General features: G+C 60.6%; 19 protein-coding genes. 11 read left to right on the top strand and 8 right to left on the bottom strand.

Annotated features, from left to right (window positions below; translation table 11 throughout):
* Positions 1-50: 50 nt before the first annotated feature.
* From WM40_RS04890 to rfbC, 5 genes are all read left to right on the top strand, one after another.
* Positions 51-1,520: a flippase gene (locus WM40_RS04890; RefSeq protein WP_052738169.1), complete on the top strand. Its 1,470-nt coding sequence runs from the start codon at positions 51-53 to the stop codon at positions 1,518-1,520.
* Between the two features lie 22 nt (positions 1,521-1,542).
* A complete protein-coding gene (locus WM40_RS27680; RefSeq protein WP_157685711.1) occupies positions 1,543-2,589 on the top strand; it encodes a glycosyltransferase in 1,047 nt (348 codons plus the stop codon).
* Between the two features lie 84 nt (positions 2,590-2,673).
* Complete coding sequence (rfbB, locus tag WM40_RS04880; protein ID WP_024903605.1) at positions 2,674-3,735, top strand: dTDP-glucose 4,6-dehydratase; 1,062 nt, start codon at positions 2,674-2,676, stop codon at positions 3,733-3,735.
* 141 nt (positions 3,736-3,876) lie between these two features.
* The gene (rfbA, locus tag WM40_RS04875; protein WP_024903604.1) at positions 3,877-4,755 is read left to right on the top strand and encodes a glucose-1-phosphate thymidylyltransferase RfbA; all 879 of its coding nucleotides are present in this window, start codon (positions 3,877-3,879) and stop codon (positions 4,753-4,755) included.
* 1 nt (position 4,756) lies between these two features.
* Positions 4,757-5,314 (top strand): dTDP-4-dehydrorhamnose 3,5-epimerase, encoded by a 558-nt coding sequence (gene rfbC, locus WM40_RS04870; protein ID WP_046152280.1) that lies wholly within the window; start codon positions 4,757-4,759, stop codon positions 5,312-5,314.
* Between the two features lie 75 nt (positions 5,315-5,389).
* On the opposite strand, the gene WM40_RS04865 is transcribed toward rfbC, so the two are convergent.
* Both WM40_RS04865 and WM40_RS04860 read right to left on the bottom strand, forming a co-directional pair.
* A complete protein-coding gene (locus tag WM40_RS04865) occupies positions 5,390-6,613 on the bottom strand; it encodes an acyltransferase family protein (protein WP_157685710.1) in 1,224 nt (407 codons plus the stop codon).
* A 53-nt stretch (positions 6,614-6,666) separates the two neighbouring features.
* A complete protein-coding gene (locus WM40_RS04860; protein ID WP_236693386.1) occupies positions 6,667-8,100 on the bottom strand; it encodes a glycosyltransferase family 4 protein in 1,434 nt (477 codons plus the stop codon).
* 1,230 nt (positions 8,101-9,330) lie between these two features.
* Between WM40_RS04860 and WM40_RS04850 the strand changes: the two genes are divergently transcribed.
* From WM40_RS04850 to WM40_RS04835, 4 genes are all read left to right on the top strand, one after another.
* Entirely contained in the window at positions 9,331-9,582 is a 252-nt protein-coding gene (locus WM40_RS04850; protein ID WP_024903599.1) for a hypothetical protein, read from the top strand.
* 83 nt (positions 9,583-9,665) lie between these two features.
* Positions 9,666-9,956, top strand: coding sequence for a hypothetical protein (locus tag WM40_RS04845; RefSeq protein WP_157685031.1), 291 nt, complete (start codon positions 9,666-9,668; stop codon positions 9,954-9,956).
* A 45-nt stretch (positions 9,957-10,001) separates the two neighbouring features.
* Complete coding sequence (locus WM40_RS04840) at positions 10,002-10,214, top strand: hypothetical protein (RefSeq protein ID WP_024903597.1); 213 nt, start codon at positions 10,002-10,004, stop codon at positions 10,212-10,214.
* A 247-nt stretch (positions 10,215-10,461) separates the two neighbouring features.
* Positions 10,462-11,877 carry an amidase gene (locus WM40_RS04835; RefSeq protein ID WP_024903596.1) on the top strand — a complete coding sequence of 472 codons (1,416 nt, stop codon included), beginning with the start codon at positions 10,462-10,464 and terminating at the stop codon, positions 11,875-11,877.
* Between the two features lie 84 nt (positions 11,878-11,961).
* Here the strand turns inward: WM40_RS04835 and WM40_RS04830 are convergent, their stop codons facing one another.
* The 3 genes from WM40_RS04830 to WM40_RS04820 form a co-directional block, all read right to left on the bottom strand.
* Positions 11,962-13,254 carry an aspartate carbamoyltransferase gene (locus WM40_RS04830; RefSeq protein WP_024903595.1) on the bottom strand — a complete coding sequence of 431 codons (1,293 nt, stop codon included), beginning with the start codon at positions 13,252-13,254 and terminating at the stop codon, positions 11,962-11,964.
* A 91-nt stretch (positions 13,255-13,345) separates the two neighbouring features.
* Positions 13,346-14,905 (bottom strand): FAD-binding oxidoreductase, encoded by a 1,560-nt coding sequence (locus tag WM40_RS04825; protein WP_081764934.1) that lies wholly within the window; start codon positions 14,903-14,905, stop codon positions 13,346-13,348.
* Between the two features lie 147 nt (positions 14,906-15,052).
* A complete protein-coding gene (locus WM40_RS04820) occupies positions 15,053-16,117 on the bottom strand; it encodes a glycosyltransferase family 9 protein (RefSeq protein WP_157685709.1) in 1,065 nt (354 codons plus the stop codon).
* Between the two features lie 286 nt (positions 16,118-16,403).
* On the opposite strand from WM40_RS04820, the gene WM40_RS04815 reads away from it, so the two are divergent.
* On the top strand, positions 16,404-16,997 hold the full coding sequence (locus WM40_RS04815) for a DUF4337 domain-containing protein (protein ID WP_024903592.1): 594 nt from the start codon (positions 16,404-16,406) through the stop codon (positions 16,995-16,997).
* Positions 16,998-17,003: 6 nt separating this feature from the next.
* Here WM40_RS04815 and WM40_RS04810 read toward each other — a convergent pair whose 3' ends face one another.
* The 3 genes from WM40_RS04810 to WM40_RS04800 all read right to left on the bottom strand — a co-directional run bounded on the left by WM40_RS04810 (position 17,004) and on the right by WM40_RS04800 (position 20,170).
* Positions 17,004-18,440, bottom strand: coding sequence for a dienelactone hydrolase family protein (locus WM40_RS04810; protein ID WP_024903591.1), 1,437 nt, complete (start codon positions 18,438-18,440; stop codon positions 17,004-17,006).
* Between the two features lie 91 nt (positions 18,441-18,531).
* Positions 18,532-19,182: a 3'-5' exonuclease family protein gene (locus WM40_RS04805; protein ID WP_024903590.1), complete on the bottom strand. Its 651-nt coding sequence runs from the start codon at positions 19,180-19,182 to the stop codon at positions 18,532-18,534.
* A gap of 664 nt (positions 19,183-19,846) precedes the next feature.
* Positions 19,847-20,170 (bottom strand): hypothetical protein, encoded by a 324-nt coding sequence (locus tag WM40_RS04800; RefSeq protein ID WP_024903589.1) that lies wholly within the window; start codon positions 20,168-20,170, stop codon positions 19,847-19,849.
* Positions 20,171-20,553: 383 nt separating this feature from the next.
* Here WM40_RS04800 and WM40_RS04795 point away from each other — a divergent pair, with 383 nt between their 5' ends.
* Positions 20,554-21,135 carry a septal ring lytic transglycosylase RlpA family protein gene (locus tag WM40_RS04795; protein ID WP_046152334.1) on the top strand — a complete coding sequence of 194 codons (582 nt, stop codon included), beginning with the start codon at positions 20,554-20,556 and terminating at the stop codon, positions 21,133-21,135.
* Positions 21,136-21,207: the final 72 nt, after the last annotated feature.

The following is a 21,207-nucleotide window of genomic DNA, read 5'->3' as shown; positions in this document are numbered from 1 at the left end:
GGAAACAGGACTGACGTGCGCCGCACGCGGGCATCCGGAGAATACAGAGCATGGCAGGGAATCTGAGACGCAACTCGCTGTACAACTTGATGGGAAGCGTGCTCCCCATCGCGGTCTCGTTGATCACGGTCCCAATGTATCTGCACCATGTGGGCAGCGCCCGCTATGGCTTGCTGACTATCGTCTGGATGTTGCAGGGCTATTTTGGGTTCTTTGATTTTGGCTTGTCGCGGGCAACGGCGAACCAGGTCGCGAAGCTGGGTGACGCGACCGACAAGGAGCGCGAATCGGTCTTCTGGACGGCCCTGCTGTTGAACACGCTGTTCGGATTGGTGGGGGCGGTCGTCCTTTATATCCTCGGCGAGACCTTGATGGTGCGGTTTTTCAAGATAGACCCGGAGTTGAAGAGCGAAGTGATGGCGGTGATGCCGTGGATCGCGGCATCGGTGCCGGTCACGACGATCAGCGGTGCCTTGACCGGTTGCCTGGAGGGCCGCGAACGATTCGGAGTGTTGAACGGGGTGCAGGTGTTCAATACCTTCCTGTTCCAGACCTTGCCGCTGGCGGCGTCGTTTGCCTTCGGCGTCAAGATGAACTATATGATTCCGGCGACAATCATTGCCGGGTCGACAGCCATCGTGCTGTTGTTCATCACGAACATCTTTCAATTTCCGCTGCGGTTGCGCGGTCGGCCGAGCATGAAGCTCGGGCGTGAACTGTTCGGGTATGGCGCGTGGGTGACGTTGACCAACCTGGCCAGTCCGCTGCTGGAGTCGTCTGATCGCTTCCTGATCGGCAGTTTGCTCGGCACGAAATCCGTTGCCTATTACAACGTGCCATACACGTTGGCGATTCGTTTGCGGATCATTCCCGGGGTTGTCGCACGAACGATTTTCCCGCGAATGTCGGCGCTGCAGCAGACGGATTCGGCGCGCTTTTTCGTGCAGACGGCGCAAGCCTTGTCGGCGTTCATGACGCCTTGCGTCGTGTTCGGACTGTTCGTGCTGGAGCCGTTCATGTCGGTATGGGTCAACCCGGATTTCGCGATGGCGTCGGCCCCGATCGGTCGGATCATCATGTTGGGTGTCTGGATCAACAGCCTGGCATTTATCCCGTCCACCTATCTGCAGGCAGTGGGCAGGCCGAATGTGATCGCGATTTTTCACGTGGTCGAGTTGTTGCCGTTCCTCGGTATTCTGTATGCGTTCACGCACTACTTCGGCCTGACGGGTGCCGCGACTGCATGGAGCCTGCGCGTGCTGATTGATGGGATGCTGCTGTTCTGGGCGGCAAAAACCAGTTGGGAAATGGTACGGAAGATTCTCCCGGCCATTGCATTGTTGATCGTGTCCTATGTGGTGGCGGATTTGACCGTGCATTCGTTGGTGCTGACGGCGGTAACCGGGGTGGTGTTGACCGTGATTTCGCTGGTGTGGGCCTGGTATGTCGAGGAGCGGTTGCGCACGGTGACGTCGAAGATCGCGGGTCGCCTGGGTTGGCGTGCAAGAGGCGCCGGTTGAGGGGAATGCAATGGACCAAGCAATGAACACCTTAAAGCAGACCGCCGACATTTCGGTGGCGTTGGCCGCGTACAAGGGCGAGCAGTACATTCTCGAGCAGCTTGAAAGCATCGCCCGGCAGACGATGTTGCCACGCGAGGTGGTGGTCACCGATGACAGTCCGGACGATCTGACCGGTGGCGTGGTCGCGCGGTTCGCGGAAACCGCGCCGTTCGAGGTGCGTTATGAGAAAAATGTCGCGCGGCTGGGCTATCGGGGCAACTTCTTCAAGGCGATCAGCTTGTGCCGCGGCGAGGTTATCGCGTTCTGCGACCAGGACGACGTGTGGACCGAGGACAAGCTGGCGGTAATGGCGCCGGTGTTCGACGATCCAACCGTCATGGTGGCCATGCATAATGTGGAGGTGGTGAATCAGGCGCTGGCACCGTTGCCGGCCGCCAACGCCAAGCATTGGGCCTACGAAGGCACGTACGAGGCGATGCAGCCCGATCCCTGGTACTTGCTATTCGGCATGTGTGCGCTGGTCCGTCGCGTGGTCTTTACCGCCTTCGACGTGACCGAGCGCCCCACCGACCATACTTGGCCGACCGAGACGATGTCACATGACGAATGGGCCTGGGCGATGGGTACCGCGTTAGGACGGCTGGTTGCGGTCCCGCAGAAGCTGGCGCTCTATCGGCAGCATGAGACCAATACCGTTGGCGCGCCAGCGACCCGCAACCGACGCGAAAACATGAAGCGGACATTATCGGCGGGCCAGGCGCAGTATCTGTTGATGGCCAAATGCTCGGCACAACGAGCGGCCGTGTTCGACTCCGTGACAGTGCCTGAATTGCGCGATAATGCGCAACGTGCCGCCGACTATTATCGGCGGTTGTCCGCCAGTCTCACGCGTCGCGCCGCAGTCTATAGCGCCGCCGTACCGCGTTGGCAGCGATTGGCGAGCGTTGGCACGATGGTGCTGACGCGTGGCTATCGATCGAAGCAGCAAGCGGGGCTGGGTGGACGCGCTTTTCTGAAAGACATGTATGTCTGTCTGTTTGCCGCGCACCATGCCACCGAGCCCTGAAAGTGCAATGCGTGCGATGCGTGACATCGCCGCGGTCGTGGTTTTTTCTTGAATATCCTAAAGCCCTTACATTAAGGATTCGCTATGCTTCTCGTCACCGGCGGAGCCGGCTTCATCGGCGCCAATTTCGTCCTTGACTGGTTCAAGGCCTCCAGCGAACCGATCGTCAACGTCGACGCGTTGACCTATGCGGGTAATCCGGCGACCTTGGCGTCGCTGCAGGGCAATCCGGCGCACGTGTTCTCGCACACGGATATCCTGAATCGCGAAGCGCTGGACACGTTATTCGCCGAACACCGGCCGCGCGCGGTCGTGCATTTTGCTGCGGAAAGCCACGTGGATCGATCGATCCACGGCCCCGGCGCGTTCGTTCAGACCAATGTCGTCGGGACGTTCACGCTCCTGGAAGCGGCACGTGCGTACTGGTCCACGCTGGAAGGCGATGCCAAGACTGATTTCCGCTTCCTGCATGTGTCCACCGACGAAGTCTATGGCTCGTTAAGCCCGACGGATCCGGCGTTCACCGAAACCACGCCGTACCAGCCGAACAGTCCTTACTCGGCTTCGAAGGCAGGCTCCGATCATCTGGTGCGGGCCTACCATCACACGTACGGCATGCCCGTGTTGACGACGAACTGTTCGAACAATTATGGTCCGTATCAGTTCCCGGAGAAGCTGATCCCGCTGATCATCGCGAACGCGTTGGCCGGCAAGCCGCTGCCGATCTACGGTGACGGCAGCAACATCCGCGACTGGCTGTATGTGGGCGATCATTGTTCGGCAATCCGTGCCGTGGTGGAGAAAGGCACGCCGGGCGAGGTGTACAACGTGGGTGGCTGGAACGAGAAGACGAATCTGGATGTTGTCCAGACGATCTGCACGTTGCTGGACAAGATCAAGCCGAAGGCGTCGGGTTCATATAAGGATCAGGTTACCTTCGTCAAGGATCGTCCGGGGCACGATCGCCGTTATGCCATTGATGCACGCAAGATCGAGCGTGAGCTGGGCTGGCGTCCGGCACAGACGTTCGAGACCGGTATCGAAGCGACCGTACGGTGGTATCTCGACAATCAACCGTGGGTCGAGAACGTGATGTCCGGCGAGTATCGGAACTGGGTGGAAACGAACTACGCCGTCCGGTCGTGACATCGCGGCAGGGCGTCTGGTAAAGGCGCCTTGCCCCGCACGCATGTAAGGCAGTAGCACCCTGCGAAACCCCACACCTACCGCGGCCGCGATCGAAGACGCGGCGCGCGGAAGCGACACAGCGCCCACAAGGAGGCCGCGATGGCACGTAAAGGCATCATTCTGGCAGGCGGCTCGGGTACCCGGCTGCACCCCATCACGCACGTCGTATCGAAGCAGTTGCTGCCGGTCTACGACAAACCGATGATCTATTATCCGTTGTCGACGCTGATGCTCGGTGGCATCCGCGACATCCTGATCATCTCGACGCCGCAAGACACACCGCGTTTCGCGTCCATGCTCGGCGACGGCAGCCAGTGGGGGCTGAACCTGCAATATGCGGTGCAGCCATCGCCGGACGGCCTGGCGCAAGCGTTCATCATCGGCAAGGATTTCATCGGCAACGACCCATCGGCGCTGATCCTGGGGGACAACATCTTCTACGGTCACGACCTGGTCAAGCAATTGGTGGCGTCGAATAAGCAGGACGACGGCGCGACGGTTTTCGCCTATCGCGTGACCGACCCGGAACGTTACGGCGTGGTCGCTTTCGACGAGCAATTCAAGGCGCTGTCGATCGAAGAGAAGCCGACGCATCCGAAGTCGAACTATGCGGTGACGGGCTTGTATTTCTACGATAACCAAGTCTGCGATATTGCAGCCGATATCAAACCATCGCCGCGTGGCGAGCTGGAAATCACCGATGTCAACTCGCGTTACCTGGCCGACGGCAAGCTGAACGTGCAGATCATGGGACGTGGTTTTGCCTGGCTCGATACGGGCACGCACGACTCCTTGCTGGATGCCGGCGCGTTTATCGCAACGCTGCAGAAGCGGCAAGGTACGGTGGTCGCGTGTCCGGAGGAGATCGCCTTCCGTGCGAAGTGGATCGACGCCGGCAAACTCGAAGCGCTGGCCAAGCCGTTGATGAAGAACGCCTATGGCAAGTACCTCAAATCGTTGCTGACGGAGCAATTCTGATATGCCGATCACCGTAACCCAGACCGAGATCCCGGACGTCAAGATCATCGAGCCGAAGTCGTTCGGTGATGCGCGTGGTTTTTTCTACGAGAGCTTCAATCATCGCGAGTTCGTCGAGGCGATCGGGCGTGACGTGCAGTTCGTCCAGGACAATCATTCGAAGTCGGCGCAGCATGTGCTGCGTGGCTTGCATTACCAGATTCAGCATCCGCAAGGCAAGCTGGTAAGGGTGGTGGCGGGCGAGGTATTCGACGTTGCCGTCGATATGCGTCGGGGGTCGCCGACCTTCGGCAAGTGGGCAGGCGTTACGCTGTCGGCCGAGAACAAGCGGCAGCTATGGGTTCCGGAAGGTTTCGCGCACGGCTTTGTCGTGGTGTCGGAGTCGGCCGAGTTTCTATACAAGACGACCGATTATTGGTACCCGGAATTCGAACGCAGCCTGCTGTGGAGCGATGCGAGCGTGGGCGTGAAATGGCCGTTACCGGAAGGCGTCACGCCGTTGCTGGCGGCGAAGGACCAGGCCGGCAAAACGCTCGGCGAGGCGGAAACGTTCGCTTGATGGGATGGATGAAGGATGCCGCGTTGGACGCGGCAAGAAGGCGCCACGACCGCTTGGTGGTGGCGCCTTCTTTCTTTACCTGTCCACCGTATTTGGCGCGACTTGTGGCGCATGATGCCGGCGACCCAGGGCACGGCCGAGACGTATCATGGGTTTCTCGAACCCGTGATACGAACACAGCGCCACGATAAAGACCACGATGAGGTTGATCGGCGCCTGACCACTCCATGTGTGGTTGTTGGGGGTTAGGAACATCTGCTGCCAGATGTAGAGGCTGTACGACAACGCGCCTAGCCCGGCTATCCATCGGAGGTTCAGGAATCGCCCCAGTGGCGTCTCGGGGCGACGCACGACCCACAACAGCATCATGGCCACGCACAGGTTCTCCAGCGACCAACCCACTGTGAGTTGGTATTTACCGCCCAGATAAGCGGTGATGAACGGCGAGATCAGGAACGCGTAGACGATGGCCACAATCGGCAGGCGCCAGCGGAACGCGGTTTCGAGCGCACGTTCGAACCACGTCTCGTGATAGCAGAGTGCGATGAAACATCCCATCATCAAGCTGTCCATCCGTGTGTGGAGCATGAAATAGACGAACAGATGCAGATGGTCGAACGCGGCATATTGCGCCACCCGGATGAATGGGCCGGTGACGATGACGGCGAGGGCGAACCACTTTGCATGGCGGCGGTTCAACGCAAGAAAAATAAATGGCCAGATCAGGTAGAACTGTTCTTCGATGCTCAGTGACCACATATGGCCTACGAACCAATTGCCCGCTTTCAAGCGCGCATCGGCAAACAGCGAATCGTAATCCTTGAGGAAAAACAAGCCTCGCAACAGGGACGCCCAGGTGATATCGATCACATCGGCGATGCGTAAGATCGCCACGACAGCGATATATAGCAATGCAACGGGCGCAATGCGGAAGAAGCGACGGCGATAGAAATCGCTCATCGACACATGGCCTCGATCGTCTTCCGCGATCAGCAGACGCGTGATCAGGAAGCCGCTGATCACGAAAAACACCAGCACACCGAAACCATCGTTACCGAATAGCCGCGTGAATAGGCGGATGAGTGAGCCGTCCGCGTGCACCGTGCCCATGAAATGGCCAATCAGCACAAGGCAGATCGAGATGGCGCGCAGACCGTCCAGCGACGGTATGCGGGAACCTGCAGAGGCCACCTTTGCCGGGGCGGCGTCCGTGGTCGTGTGCTTGTGCGTGGTGGCGGGGCGGGGGGCCGGTCCGGCGTCACCGTGTATGGCGCTGTAGGCGCCTGCCTGACTCGGCACGATGGCGCACTGTCGCTGCGTCAGCGGTCGCCGTATCCATCGCGCGAGTCCGATCATCGCCGAGTAGCGGCCTTCCCCGCATTGACCGGCGTCGTGTCTGTTCCGGCCGCATTGACTGCTTGCGTGGCTGGCCGCGCCGGCTGCCCGCCATTTGGTGCAAAGGTCGCGCCGTGCAACGTGGCACCCGCCGTCGCGAAGGACGATGGCGACGACTGTGCCGCAGACGCGGCATGGGTCGCCTGTGCGGCCATGGATGTCGCCGCTGGCAACGGGTCTTCGGGGAGCAGAAAGCCTCCTACCACTTCCAGCTTTTTCATGACATTCCGGCAATACACATCGGGATCAAATCGCGCGCGTGCGCTGGTGTAGGCCCGAGCGACCAGGTCGTGGGACAGTTCCGGTGCCGTGCGAAGCTTTTCGATCTGCTCCGCGAGCAGATCGGCGCGATTGGGTTCTATCAGAATGCCGTCCTGGCCTTGGGTAATGATCTCGAGTGCGCCTCCTGCCGCTGCCGCCACGATCGGCCGCCGCGCCAACATCGCTTCCACGATCACGCGGCCGAAAGGCTCCGGTGCAATCGAGGTATGCGCAATGACGTCCATCGCACTCATCAGCGCCGGTACGTCGCGCTGGAAACCGAGGAAGTGCACACGGTCGGCAATGCCGAGACGTTGCGCTTGTGCCTTTAACTGGGCTTCGTACGCATCCTCACCGAACAGCGCGGCGCCCACGAGCACGGCGTGTGCATTCGGCGTGCGTGCCACGGCGTCAAGCAGCACATGCTGCCCCTTCCATTGTGCCAATCGGCTAAACGTTCCTACCAGGAACGCATCCGGGGGCAGGTCGAAGCGTGCGCGCAATTCCGCACGTGGCGTGGCGTCGACGGTATCGAACGGCGCGGCATCGATGCCGTTATAAACCACGCTGACGCGGTCGCGCGGCAGCTTCGTCAAGCCGAGCCAGGCGTCGGCGGAGGCTTTGGAATTGGCGATGACATGCGTCAGGAACAGCTTCGAGCACAACTGAATCACGCGCAGCCGGTCAGGGCCGAAATGATCGGCCGAGACGATGTCGCGCAGATGCCAAACCACCGGTCGACGCGCAAGAAAACCCACCACTGAACCGATGACCATGGCTTTTTGCGTGTTTGCGTACACGAGCTGACGCGTACGCGCCTGCTTGACCAATTGCCAGGAAAGGCGCAATGCCGACTTGACGGTGCCGAATGACAACGCGCGGCCGCCTTCCTTTTTCATATTGTTCAGCGTGCTGTCACCAAGGATCGAGACGCTGACGCCCACTTCTTGAAGCCGTTCGCGGAATGGACCATCGGCGAACAATACGACATCGCATGCGCCACGCACGCGTTTGCAGACTTCGAGCAGTGACAATTCGGCCCCGCCCATGACGCCGCTCTGGTCGAGTACCAATATTTTCTTGCGATCGTCGTCCGACGGGGCGTTTGGTGTCTTCGGCATAGTAGGCATCGTCAATTGTCCGTTGGATCCGGTGTCACGGCGGCATCGATGCGCCCGGATGGGTCGATATATCTTTGTCTTAAAAAAATATAACAAAGAAACAGCATCGGGGTTTTTACCGAATGTAAGCAGGCGCACGAAAAAAGCGGCACCGTGTGACGGCCCAGTGACAGAAGGGCAATCGGCCATCACAGAATGCGGCGTGAAGGCGCTGGCTCCCGTCGCGGAGCAATGCGAGCATCAGATGATACGGTTCGAGAAGGGCCCGTTTCGCCGGTCACTGGTAGCGGCATCTTCAGGAAGACGCTGTTACGAATCGTCCCGTCGGCCGCCTTTCGTGAGGGCAGAAACCATGGATATCGTCCGCTCCTGTTTTCGATACCGATCGAGTTGGTACGACGTCATGTCCCGACGTTGCGCGCCGACACAACTTCTATCGATCCAGAGATGGTCGGATGGCATTTCCCGTCTAACGCATCATTTCAAAAACAAACGTTTGTATATGCATTTGTGCGGCGCAGATTTCATGCCAGAGAAGTGCTTTCGATTCAATATGCGTAAGACATGTCGTCTGAAATTACGGAAAAATCGGCCGATTCCCATGGCTTTTTCTATGTAATACGGTTTGGTATTACCGATTTGTCGCATGGACATGATTTGTTGCAGCTGATACAGGTCGTGACAAAAATACTAACTGGTACAAAGGTACGATCGAATGTAGAAACAAATGCATGTATCAACTCGCTTCCCCAGGTACGTACTGGGGTTTGCCATAGCAAAAAGCACTAGTCATTCATTTCTTTTGATTTGTAAGTGTATCGAAGTCGTTACAATTTATCGGTTGGCAATTATTAACTATTTGATAGAATTTTTAAACTTATGCGGACGATTGATCGGGAATAATTCCCTGTCTTATTACATGATCCGCCATCGCCTCGGGTCCTTTTTCCGGTGCGGATGACATTGTTGGGTTTTGCGTGAAAAGAGTTCGGAACACCTCGCGGTAGTGCGTTCCTAAGCAAGAAGCATCGTGTTTCGTGCATGGGCAACGGGCGAGAAAACCGGACCGCACGGCAGGGTATGCGCCGTGAAAATGGCCAAGGAGTAACGGGTTGGGAATGCTTGCCGCCAACGCGCCGCCGTGCGCTCGCGGCATATCCAGATACTGGTCGAACCGGGAACCATTTTCGGGTGGGACATAGCCATTGCCGTCATGACATTTAAATACGGAGAACGGTGATGATTGATGTTATTGGGCGATTGGCGGCTTTGGTCGTAATGACCTATGTTGTGGTTTCGGTGTGCTCGGCGTTGCGGATGTACTTTGTACATAGCCGCTATGTGCATGTGGAATTTGCCGGCAAGAAGTGGCGCAGCTTTGGGGAATGGGCGCCGCGACAATATCGTCGCTTGATTGGCTTGCGGTGGGCGGCAGTGGCAGGGCTGGTGGTATGGATGGCAATCGTATTCGTTCCGCCTTTGTATCAATGACATATCAATAAATAATCGATTTCTGTAGTTTGCGCGGCAATACGCAAGAACCACACGACAATCGGGCCGAGGAAATGCCGCGCATGGGGGCATGGCGTGCATTTGCCGGAAAACAAGCGGGGGGCGCCGTGGAGTACGTTCAGAGCTTGGCAGTGCTGGTGATCTTGCTGTACGCGATGTACTCGTTTGGCATGGCGGCTTTCGCGCATCGTCGCGGCGAGCCGTTTGTTCTGCAGGAGGCGGGCACGCCGTTGTTGCGGTCGTTCGGCGACTGGGCGCCACGTAGCCTGCGGTTATTGATGTTGCTGCGGCGTGTAGCGCTCGCCGCGGCGCTCGTCCTAGGCGCATCCATGGTCTACGCCTTGTTTATTTGACCCAGCCCTCCTCATGGAGAGGGCTTCAAACGCGCGGAGCGTCGCATGGAGCACATGCTTGCCATGGCTGCCTGGATATCACTTGCCGCGCGTTTGTTGACGGGCATCGCCTGCCTGTTGCCCGCATCGTTCTTTCGTCGCGTCAGCGACGCGCGCAGATCGGTGCACCGCCGTCGCGATGATGCGTTGCTGCTGACCAATCTTTGGATGGTGGTCGCCTTCGGCACCTGGGTCGCCGACGTAATCATTCAGGCATGACGGACGCCCCCGCTCCGACGCCTCTCCCTCCTTTAAGCGGATAGCAACGGTTCGACAGCGCGCGATCACGCGATGCAACGCCGCTACCGATCTGCCGTTCTGACTTGCTATCATGTGGCGCGGTGGATGGCACGATGGTCTGGCCCAATCTTCCCGATATGGTCTGGGATCTCGATTACCATGGGGAGAATCCTGGCATCCGCGCTGCCGATGACGTCGTATTTCTGATTTGCCGAACGAAAACTCAATGACAACCGCCTTCGATCCCAAGACGCCTATTGCCGAACTGGCAAATGCGCTTGCACGTGGTGACACCACGAGCCGCGCACTGACCGAAATCGCCTTGGAACGCATTGCCGCCGCAGGCGGCAACGGTGCCCATGCCTTTGTCTCCGTGGATGCGGACGGCGCCCGCGCGCAAGCCGATGCCATCGATACGCAGCGCAAGGCCGGTCGGTTGCTGTCGCCCCTCGCGGGCTTGCCCGTATCGGTCAAGGACCTGTTCGACGTTGCGGGTCAGCCTACACGCGCCGGTTCGGCGGTGTTGGCCGATGCGGCACCGGCCACGAGCGATGCGGAGGTCGTCTCGCGGCTGCGTGCGGCCGGGGCCGTGTTGATCGGCCGCTCGAACATGAGCGAGTTCGCTTTTTCGGGGCTGGGCATGAATCCGCACTTCGGTTCACCGGCATCGCCCTGGCGTCCGCATGAGCGACGCGTTTCCGGCGGATCGTCCTCCGGGGCGGCCGTGTCTGTCGCGGAAGGGATGGCTGCCTATGGATTAGGCACTGATACGGGGGGCTCGCTGCGCATTCCGGCGGCGTTCTGTGGTGTGACCGGCTTCAAGCCGAGTGCGAACCGCATTCCGGGGCAAGGCGCTATCCCGCTGTCGATGACACTGGATTCGTTTGGCGCGATTGCCCCCACGGTGCAATGCTGCGCGATTATCGATCAGGTATTGGCTGGTGCGCCCGAGCGGGCAGCCGCGCTGGCATTGCAGGAGCCCATCCCGTCGGGGAAAAAGCGCGGCAATGCGGGGGCGCGCGCCGCGGACATCGCGGGTCGTCGTTTTGCGATCGTAACGAATGTCGTCATGGAAGGCGTCGAGCCTGAGGTCGAGCGGGCGTTCGAAGCTGCGCTCGCGCGCTTGAGCAATCTCGGCGCGGACTTGGTGGATATGCGCTTTGACGCACTGGACCGGCTGACATCGATCAACAAGTTTGGTTTTTCGCCGATAGAGGCCTGGTGGTATCACCGCGACTGGGTGGCCACGCGGGCGGCGTCCTATGATGCACGCGTCTTAGCGCGTATCCGCATTGGTGAGACGGCGAGTGCCGCCGACTACCTCGATCTGCTGGCGGCGCGACGGGCGGTGATCGCCGAGGCGGCGCAGGCGTTCGCGGGGTACGATGCGATCCTGATGCCGACGGCGCCGATGCTGCCACCGCAGATCGATGACCTGAAGTCGGACGCGGCGTTTTTCGCGGCGAACGGTCGCGCGCTGCGCAATCCGAGCATCATCAATTTCATCGATGGTTGCGCGCTATCGATTCCGGCCCCGGCGTATGACGATGCACCAGTGGGTCTGATGGTGGCAGGCCTGCACGGGCAGGATGCCGAGATCCTGGCTGTCGGCGAATCGATAGAAGCGGGCTTGAACAGCTGAGGCGCCCTGTCGCATCCGCATTTACATCAGGCCGCCGCCGGTCCATTGGATCGGCGTGCCGTATGAACCGGCCTGTGCCGTACGTCAGTCGATGCCGTGGAACACCGCGTCGTCCACGCCGATATACGGCGGCGACTGCCAGTTCGCATCGCGCATGGACCGTCCCACCAGATTCTCCACGCCCATCAACGTCGCGAAGATTGCCATCCGTACCGGGATGCCGTTATCGGTTTGACGGAAGATCGCCAGACGCGAATCATGATTCAGGTCCGTGCTCAGATCATTGGCGCCCGGCCGGCCATCGCGAGGCAGGGGGTGCATGATCATGGTATCCGGCCCGCAGACGGCGTCGACCAGTGCCTGATTGATCTGGAAGTCCGGTGTATAACCTTCGAACGATTCGTCGGTGAAGCGCTCTTTTTGAATGCGTGTGGCGTACACGACATCAACGCCACGCAGTCCCTCGCGCAAGTTGTTGGTCTGCACCACGGTGTGATCGCGTTGGCCCAGTTTCTCGACGATATAGGCTGGCATTTCCAGCGTCTGCGGCGAGATCAGCGTGAAGCGCAGATTCTTGTATAGCGCCAGCAGCTTGCTCAGCGAGTGTACGGTGCGGCCGTATTTCAAGTCGCCGACCATTGCGATGTGCGCACCATCCACGATTTTCCCGATGCGCGAAAACTCGCGCTGGATCGTGTACAAATCCAGCAACGCCTGGCTTGGATGCTCGCCGGGACCATCTCCGGCATTGATCACCGGAATGTTGGTTGCGCGCGCGAACTCTTCCACCGAGCCGCGTTCCGGATGGCGTACCACCATCGCGTCGACATAACCCGCCATCACCCGGCTGGTGTCATAGATCGACTCGCCCTTTGCCATCGACGAAAACGTGAAGCCGGTCGTGTCGCATACCGAGCCGCCCAGCCGGGCGAATGCAGCGCCGAAGCTGACGCGGGTTCGGGTACTGGCTTCGAAGAACAAATTCCCCAGCACGGCGCCTTCCAGCACGCGGCTGATCTTCTGGCGGCGCGCGATGGGTTGCATGATGTCCGCGAGACGGAAGAGGTCCTCGACGGTGTCGCGCGAGAACTGATCGACCGACAGCAATTGCGGCCGCCCCTCGAACTGGATCGGGCAACCTGGGGTCTGTCCAGGGTATGCGCTTTGCGCAGCCAGGCCATCGGCTGGCCGGGTCAGGATTTCATTGACGAAACGTTCGACGATTTCCGGCATGCCGCGCGACTCCGCCGATTCGGCCGGCAATAACCAGGTATCCAACGCGCGACGAGAAACACCGATACGGCTGGCGAATGCCTCGCGCGTCATGTTCAGGCGGCGCATGGCATCGCGCAGGAAGGTTTGTTGCGGCACGCTCATGAAGGTCTCCGATCGTCTGTACGCGATGCGTATATTAATCGATGGAGATGAAACGTCAAGTATCAGATGCCGAAATCGTCCGAGAAAGTCGTTACAGCAGTTTGCCGGGGTTCATGATGCCGTTCGGGTCGAACAGCGTCTTGATATCCCGCATGAGCCGCTGTTCCAATGCCGACTTGTGCCGCAGGAAGTGCGACCGCTTCAATTGGCCGATCCCATGTTCAGCACTGATGCTGCCGTTGAAACGGGCCACTTCGTCGAGCACGGCATCGGTAACGAGATCCCCTTTGCTATCCGGCCGTGTGCTGTTGGTGCTACCTGTGGCGGCGTCGGCAGGCGAGTCGGCCGGCGCTGCCTGTGTAAAGAAGTCCGACGGCGCACCGGCCGGTCGCGACACGTTGTAGTGCAGATTGCCATCACCAAAGTGGCCGAAGACGAACAGACGCAGGTCGGGCACCGTGTGTGACAGGCGTGCGCCGACTGCGTCGAGGAAGGCGGGAAGCGCTTCGATGGGCACCGACACATCATGTTTCAGGTGCGGACCGTCGCGCTTTTGCGCTTCCGAAATCTCCTCGCGCAAGCGCCAGAACGCAGCCAACTGCGCCAGCGTGGTGGACATCGCGGCGTCCCGGCACAAGCCGTCTTCCAACGCCTGGCCGACCACATCCTCGACCAATGCGATCAGCGCGCCTTCATCGGCGGTATCGGCAAGTTCGAGCAGCACATAGCCATCATGGGCTTCACTGAAGGGGGCGCGCAGGCCATCGACCTCGCGCAGCACCAGTTCGAGGCAGGCGTGCGTGAAATATTCAAACGCCTGGACACGCTGGCCACAGCGTTTGAACACCAGTGAATACAGGTCCAGCGCCTGTTGTGGCGCCTCGACCGCGGCCAGGACCACCGTGCGAACGCCATTGCGTGGATACAGTCGCAGCGACGCCGCCGTGATGATGCCGAGGGTGCCTTCGGCGCCGATCAGCAACTGTTTCAGGTCATAGCCCGTGTTGTCCTTGCGCAGTGTGCGCAGGCCTTCGAATATCTCGCCATTCGGCAGGACCGCTTCCACGCCGAGGACCAGTTCACGCGTCATCCCATAGCGGACCACGTTGACCCCACCCGCATTCGTCGACAGGTTACCACCGAGCTGGCAGGAGCCTTCGGCCGCCAGGCTTAACGGCAACAAGCGCTCGGCCTCCGAGGCAATGCGCTGCAGGTCCGCCAGAATGCAGCCGGCCTCCGCCGTGATGACGTTGGCGATCGTATCCACGCCGCGCACGGCATTCATCCGGTCCAGGCTTAGGATCACGCTGAGCTGGCGACCGCCCGCACCGGCCTTGGCCGCGCTTTCCGGCGTGGCCCCGCCGCAAAGGCCGGTATTGCCGCCACGTGGCACGACCGGGACCTGCGCCGCGTTGCACAGACGCAGGCAGGTGGAGACTTCCGCCGTCGTGCGTGGGCGGACGAGTGCTTGCGCCGTGCCACGGTAGAGGCCACGCCAGTCGCTTTGCCAAGGTTCCAGCAATGCAGGATCGGTCGTCACGATATCGCTGCCCAGGGCGTCGACGAGGCAGGTCAGAAAACCGATGTTCGGTTCCGCGAGATGCGACGCGGCATCGATGGGCGGGGTGTGCGGGGCAGCGGAGGAAGGCATGCGTGAATCGTTCATGACGACATCAGGACAATAGGCGAAATACCACGGCGGACCGGTCGACCGGGCAAGCGATCGGTGGCGTCGATCGGCCGGCCCCCGCGCGCCGGTGGGGCGTTGGCACCGTGCGCGCACGCGGCGCGGGCCGACTCATGGTGGTCCGTCAGGGGTTTCGATTGTACGCCGTTGGCGATCGAACGCCGCCAGGACCCGGGATACCGGCATCAGACCGCGCCAATACCGTTCTTTCAATTTGGTGATGGGCAGAAACGGCATGGGTAGGACCACGACGTTATAGGCACCCTGCCTCGAATACGGGTGCGCGCGGGTGTCGTTGCCGCTGCCGGCACCAGGCGCGTCGCTGGCGGTGACGTCGGCACTGCCAGCGCGATCGGCATCAGGCTGGTCCCCGGCCTCTGTCCGGATAGCAACCCGTGTAGGGTTTTGCCGATGACGGCGCGGATGCCAGCGCTGCGCGAGACCTTTGCGTGGGAACACCGACACCGTCGGGATGTCGAGTGCCGAGGCAAGATGGCCGATGCCCGAATCATTGCCAATAAACCAGCCGGACGTGTATAGGAAAGCCGCCAGATCCGGCAGTGCGGCAAAAGCGACGACATCGATGCCCGGTGCGCGTTGATGCCATGCGCTCGCTTCGTCGGGTGGTACGGCGAGGCATGGCTGCAATCCACGGTGACGCAGGCCATGCGCAAGACGCACGAATTTGGCGGCATCCCATGTCTTGAACGTATTGCTCGCCACCGGATGGATCACCACGCGTTTGTCGTGCTCGCGATGCAGCAGCGGGGACGGTGGCCGCATGCCATTGTCGAGTGGCACATCGCTTTCGCTGGCATGCAAACCAAGATGCTGCCTTCCTGCCGCCATCAGTGCGTGCAGCACATGCGCGCGATTATAGAAGCCGGGCAAGTCGACCAGCCGCAATAAGCGGGGAGCCACCAGCGGGTCGTCGGCCAGCAAGCGGTCCGCCATTGGTCGCGGAAACATCTGCACGATCTGATCGAAGCCGCGCAGCAGCGCCTCGCGTGCCGCGTGGTCACAGGGGTCCGGAACCCAGCGCGCGACAGGCACCTCGGGGAACCATGCCCGCAGGGGATAAATCACGCCGCCGATCAGCGTCAAATCGTCGCCCTGCCGCAACAGCGCCCGCAGCAGCACCATCAGGTACATCGAATCTCCGATCGCGTGAGGCATCACGATCCCGATAGCTTTATTTCTTGGCATGCTGGTGTGCAAATGATTGGGCGGCAACGAGTTTATCGTGGTATCGGCCCGCGCAAGCGAAACGGTTCGCATGACCGTTTCGCACGGGCGGTCGACAATTTCCGTCAAATCGATGTCAACGGGTTTTTGCCACGGCGCGTTGTGCGGGCAGAAATTTTGAGATTATGCGGATAGCCCATTTAAGACGCCGCCTACCTCAGTGTCGGCAGTGGGCGGCCGGACGAGGTCCGCCATCATTTTTTCCATCGAAAACGTCATGTCTGAAGAGTATGAGATTCACGGGCCGCATGATCATGCGGTCCAACACGCCGGTCATGGGCACGCCGGGGGGCACGAGCCGGATAATGGCGCGGCATGGATGGCGGTCATGACGGCGGTGCTCGCCAGCATTGGGGCGATTTTTTCGTATCAAAGCGGCGCGAATGAAAACCAGGCGTTGTATTTCAAGAACGAAGCCGCGATCCGCAAGACCGAAGCCGCGAACCAGTGGGCGTATTACCAGGCGAAGGGCGAGAAACAAAATCTCGCCGAACTGGGCGCGGCCCTGATGACGACGAATCCGCAGATGCAGGCAAAGTTCGAGTCCGATGTGCAGAAATACCGTGCCGAAAAGCAGCCTATCCGCGCAAACGCGGAAGCGATCGAGAAGGTCGTGAAGCTCGACGACGAGAAGAGCGAGGCCTTGATGCATCAGCATCATCGTTGGGCGCAGGCGACCACGGCGGTGCAGATTTCAATCGGTCTGGCCGCGGTCGCGCTGCTGACGCGCCGGCGCTGGATGCGGATCATGTCGGTGGGCGTCGCGCTGCTGGGTGTCGCAACCGGCTGTATCGCCATACTGGGGCATTGATGGCCGTCACGTCGGCGTGCGCTCGATCAATTCGTTGGAAGGCAGATCCTCGTTGACGATCTTCCGGGCGCACTCGATGCCCGCCACCGGCTGCGCATCGGCCGTCATCCGGCCGATCTGCACCAGCACGCTCGCCTGATCCCAGTACGTCTGCAGCCGATGAATCTTTTCGCCGCGAAACGTGGCAACGCAGACAAGGGGAATTTCGATATAGCGGTGCGTCGGTGCGACGCCGGGCAGCAGCCAGTCGATCACATTGCTATGGGTGAAGGACAGCAGGGCTTCCTCGACCAGTTGCGTTGCTCCCACCGTCCGTGACAATGGCAGCAAACGCGTATCCGGCGGCATTTGGCCGATGAAATGGTCGCGATAAAACGCCGCCACCTTTTCCTTGCCCGCACCGCCGGTCCGGGTGGGCACGTGGTTGAGATAGGGGGCCTCCACCAGCCCCTTCATGATGGCATCGACGTTTTTATCGGCCATCGTATGCATCAAGTGGGTATCCCACAGGCGCGATAGATCGAAGTACGGCCCCATCTCACGTTTCAACGCACCGAGCGTGCGCTGGTAGGCAATCGTTGCCGCCGGCCGATTGTAGGAGTCCGTGCCGCGTCGTGCGAAGCCCCGCTCGGCACGGGGGTAGCGGTAAACCTCCACATTTCGCGATTCCGCAAAATGTGACGCGATGGCTTCCCGCCCCGTTTCCGGAACGAATTTGTCGTTCTCGGGCAGATGGACGACCAAGCGCCCCGACAGGTGATTCGCTTCGTCGAGATGGTCTTCGATCCCGGTCCCGTAATAGGACACACCGCAGCTTACGCCTTCCAACCGGCATGCCGCCAGATAGGCCAGACGGCCTCCAAGCGAAAAGCCGACCACCGACAAGCCGCCGGGCGCTTCTCGTTCGCTCGGCCCTGTCAGTCCGGCATCATGGGGGCCCTCCCGGCTGCCCAGGCCCGCGCCCCCGCTCTCCTTGGCGCTGCGTCGTCCGCGCCAGAATACTCCGCCGGCGCCACCAAAGAGGCCGCGGCCCGGTTCACGCGGTGCCGAGACCGGGGTATCGGGCCGCTCGCGGCGTCCGGCCATCGAGGCGGTGGTCTCCGTGCGCACCTCCGGTCTTTCACGCAATGCATCCAGCGTCGCGCCCACGTCCTCGACGCCGAGGTCGAAGTCAAACGCCTCGCCCAGACGATAGGCGTGTTGCCAGTCGCTACTGGTGTAGTCGAATTCGAGTCCCGGCTCTTCGCGCCAGTACAGATCCGGGACCGCCACGACATAGCCTTCTTCCGCGTAGATGTGTGCCAGTTCACGCATGGTGGCGTTGGCGCCGAAGATTTCATGGCAGAGTACGAGGCCTGGGCCGATTCCGCGCGGCGGCAGCGCGAGATAGGCGCGGAAATGGCCGCTGTCCTTCGACTGGATCGTGATGTACTCGGAGGCCATCAGGCTTCTCCCTCTCGCTTTGATGGATCGCGGGGTCTCACTGCGAGACGCCGATGATGTCGCGGATCACGCGATGTCGTTGATCGACGGTTCAATATCGCGCAATCGGACCGGTGCGGCCATCCCCGTCCCGAGGCGCATCCAGCGGGTCGGCGAGGGGCGGCTCACGTAATTCACGCGCCACGCGGTCCTTCCTCAGATCGGCCAGCATGTTACAGAACAACGCCCCTTGCTCTATCGCGTCATCCAGCGCGACATGTGTATGCGGCAGATCGTCGAACCAGTGGCGTGGAAAGCGCGGCTTGATGCTTTTCCGGAATGGCAGACCGGTCATCGCGAACGCAAGTGTCTTGATGTCGAGTGCGGACCAGGAAAACGGGCACCGATCCACAAAGCGCATCATGTACCAAAACATGTACGTAAAGTCGAAGCCCGCCGGGAATGCGACGAATACCGGTTTTCCGGGCAGCGCTTCGACCCATTCTACATAGGCCGGCATGACGTCTTCGGGCTTGCGCAGATCGGTCCGGCACGCGGCCCAGGCATCCGGCTGGGTTTTCCACCAGGCCGCCTGCGTCGGGTGGGCGTCGGCGCCGGGCAAGGTCTCAAGGTTCGCGGAAAACGTGGCGATCAGTTGCTTATCGGCTGTGTAAGCGGCCGACGCGAAGCTCAGCATCGAGTGCGGGCCGGGAATGGGACCGTCCGCCTCCACGTCGGTGCTGACATAGATCTCTTCGCTCATCGGCAATGCTCCATCGGTTGCGGTTCTCAAAGTGACCGCGGGGTTTACCGCATCTTTCAAAAATAGCGGGAACTGCAAATCATTGTAACGACAACACGAGACCTGACCCGACTGCCTTAAAGTAGGGCCTTCGATCGTTGCCAGAATGGCCCGATATCCGCGCGCACGCGGGAAGAATGGTACAAACAACGGTTATTTGTGGAAATTTTTGCTATTTTTGCTGCATTTGTGGCAAATAAGCGGGTAACAATTGCCAGATTAGAGCGGAATCAGTGGCCAAAAGCGACTGAAAAAGCAGATCGGGTATAATCAGTGCACACGCTGCGTGCGTGTTTCCTTTTTGTCCTGCATCCGGCGCGAACGAGCGTGCCGGATGGTGGTCAGCCAAGCATCAGTTGCCGTCGGGCAGACGGATACCGTTTCGGCCTGCTGTCGCGTTTGTAGCCTAGCGACATTAGGCAGATTCGGTCTCCAGCACTACTGCCGATGGCAATGAATATCCCGTACCGGCCTTGGGCTGGTGCAACACGTTCCGCCCGGACTCGTCGCATCGTTGCATGCTTGTTGAGGATCGGCGAGAGATATCGTGCCTACCAGGCACGTCCTCCGGGGGAGCCAAGCGTTGTCGCTGATGCGGCGGCGGCTGAGTGCGGCATGCGTCTTTTCAAGGTGCTCGTTCGCGGTTTGCGTCAGCCGGTTGTCCGTGCCGCCAGGGGGAGTCGAGTGTCGCGTAGGCCGCGCCGCCGCGGTTTCCCTGGAGACAACGCGTTGGAGTCTGGTGATAACGACCGAATGCGGTTGCGCCAGACGTGAAATTAACCGGGTGGAGACGGTATTGCGCCGTTCCCGGTGCTTCAGCAGAGAAGTCGAACGTGCATGGCATGCCTTCCCGGCGCATTGCGTCGCATTGGTAAAGCATTGTCTTGTCTGCGGCGCGCTCCTTCGTGGCGCGCGTCGTGCGTTTGCTGGCCGTGGCGGTCTCGTCCATCCTATTCCGGACGTATCGCCCCGGTTTTCTGTTGCCGTGCCGGCCACCCTGGACGTCCCGCCCTAGCTTCGCGGACCGTCCAGCCATAGGTGAACAGCACGTCTATGAACGCACGACTGACCCGCCGCGCCGGCATGTCCCCTTGGGTACAGGTCGCCGCGGGCACGCTGGTGACCCTATTGGTTGCCGGTTGCGCCACGCAGCACGATGGCGACACGATCAGCCAGAATTCGCTCCGGCTGGATGCGACTCGCACGGATCATGCCGCGATTGCCGCGCCAGCCGCCGGTACGCGCGCCGCGCTGCTGTCGGATTCGCTACGCCGTTCGCTGGCTGATATGAAGATGGCGCCGATGACCGCAGGCATGAAAGCGCGATATGCGATGACGTCATGCGTCTCCACCGTCGATCAGCCCGCACGCCGCCCTCATCCCAACTGTGCCGTGCCCGGCCAGCAGGCATCCATTGCAGAGCAATTAGCGGACCTGGCCGATTCGGCGAAGCGTGCGAACAGCGACGACGACGATGAAGACCTGGTCACCGCGTCCGACGATACGGTGCAGACCGACGGCGCGTTGTCCCACGCGGCACCGATCACGGCCGACATTCCGGATACGTCGAATTTCCATCAAAGCGGCAATGCGTCATGGTATGGCATGCGGTTCCACGGTCGCCGGACGGCCAGCGGCGAACGCTATGACATGCACGAATTCACTGCGGCGCATCGTAGCCTGCCGCTGATGAGCTACGTTCGTGTCGTCAATACGCAGAACCACCGTGCGGTAATCGTCAAGATCAACGATCGCGGCCCGTTCAGTGGGCGCCGCGTACTGGATCTGTCGGCGGCGGCGGCAAAGGCGCTCGGTATGCGCGATCGCGGCACGCAGCATGTGGAGATCATCGGTATGTCTCCATCCGAAGCGCGCGCGGCATTGTCGCAATCGGTACTGGCATCGAACAATTGATCGCGTAGCGTCGGATACCGGAACGCAAAGGTCCGTGATACCGCGGGAGGTGCAACAGCATCGCTCGCGATA

The sequence above is a fragment of the Robbsia andropogonis genome, assembly GCF_000970345.1.
In the GTDB taxonomy this organism is placed as follows: Bacteria; Pseudomonadota; Gammaproteobacteria; order Burkholderiales; family Burkholderiaceae; genus Robbsia; species Robbsia andropogonis.
Note: the sequence above shows the minus strand (reverse complement) of the source record. Positions and strands in the feature narration are given on the sequence as shown.

Bases quoted from the DNA above. Each gene is read 5' to 3' on its own strand.
- WM40_RS04890 (WP_052738169.1), top strand. From the start codon at position 51: ATGGCAGGGAATCTGAGACGCAACTCGCTGTACAACTTGATGGGAAGC.
- WM40_RS27680 (WP_157685711.1), top strand. From the start codon at position 1,543: ATGAACACCTTAAAGCAGACCGCCGACATTTCGGTGGCGTTGGCCGCG.
- rfbB (WP_024903605.1), top strand. From the start codon at position 2,674: ATGCTTCTCGTCACCGGCGGAGCCGGCTTCATCGGCGCCAATTTCGTC.
- rfbA (WP_024903604.1), top strand. From the start codon at position 3,877: ATGGCACGTAAAGGCATCATTCTGGCAGGCGGCTCGGGTACCCGGCTG.
- rfbC (WP_046152280.1), top strand. From the start codon at position 4,757: ATGCCGATCACCGTAACCCAGACCGAGATCCCGGACGTCAAGATCATC.
- WM40_RS04860 (WP_236693386.1), bottom strand. From the start codon at position 8,100: ATGCCTACTATGCCGAAGACACCAAACGCCCCGTCGGACGACGATCGC.
- WM40_RS04850 (WP_024903599.1), top strand. From the start codon at position 9,331: ATGATTGATGTTATTGGGCGATTGGCGGCTTTGGTCGTAATGACCTAT.
- WM40_RS04845 (WP_157685031.1), top strand. From the start codon at position 9,666: ATGGGGGCATGGCGTGCATTTGCCGGAAAACAAGCGGGGGGCGCCGTG.
- WM40_RS04840 (WP_024903597.1), top strand. From the start codon at position 10,002: ATGGAGCACATGCTTGCCATGGCTGCCTGGATATCACTTGCCGCGCGT.
- WM40_RS04835 (WP_024903596.1), top strand. From the start codon at position 10,462: ATGACAACCGCCTTCGATCCCAAGACGCCTATTGCCGAACTGGCAAAT.
- WM40_RS04830 (WP_024903595.1), bottom strand. From the start codon at position 13,254: ATGAGCGTGCCGCAACAAACCTTCCTGCGCGATGCCATGCGCCGCCTG.
- WM40_RS04825 (WP_081764934.1), bottom strand. From the start codon at position 14,905: ATGCCTTCCTCCGCTGCCCCGCACACCCCGCCCATCGATGCCGCGTCG.
- WM40_RS04820 (WP_157685709.1), bottom strand. From the start codon at position 16,117: ATGCCTCACGCGATCGGAGATTCGATGTACCTGATGGTGCTGCTGCGG.
- WM40_RS04815 (WP_024903592.1), top strand. From the start codon at position 16,404: ATGTCTGAAGAGTATGAGATTCACGGGCCGCATGATCATGCGGTCCAA.
- WM40_RS04810 (WP_024903591.1), bottom strand. From the start codon at position 18,440: ATGGCCTCCGAGTACATCACGATCCAGTCGAAGGACAGCGGCCATTTC.
- WM40_RS04805 (WP_024903590.1), bottom strand. From the start codon at position 19,182: ATGAGCGAAGAGATCTATGTCAGCACCGACGTGGAGGCGGACGGTCCC.
- WM40_RS04800 (WP_024903589.1), bottom strand. From the start codon at position 20,170: ATGGACGAGACCGCCACGGCCAGCAAACGCACGACGCGCGCCACGAAG.
- WM40_RS04795 (WP_046152334.1), top strand. From the start codon at position 20,554: ATGACGTCATGCGTCTCCACCGTCGATCAGCCCGCACGCCGCCCTCAT.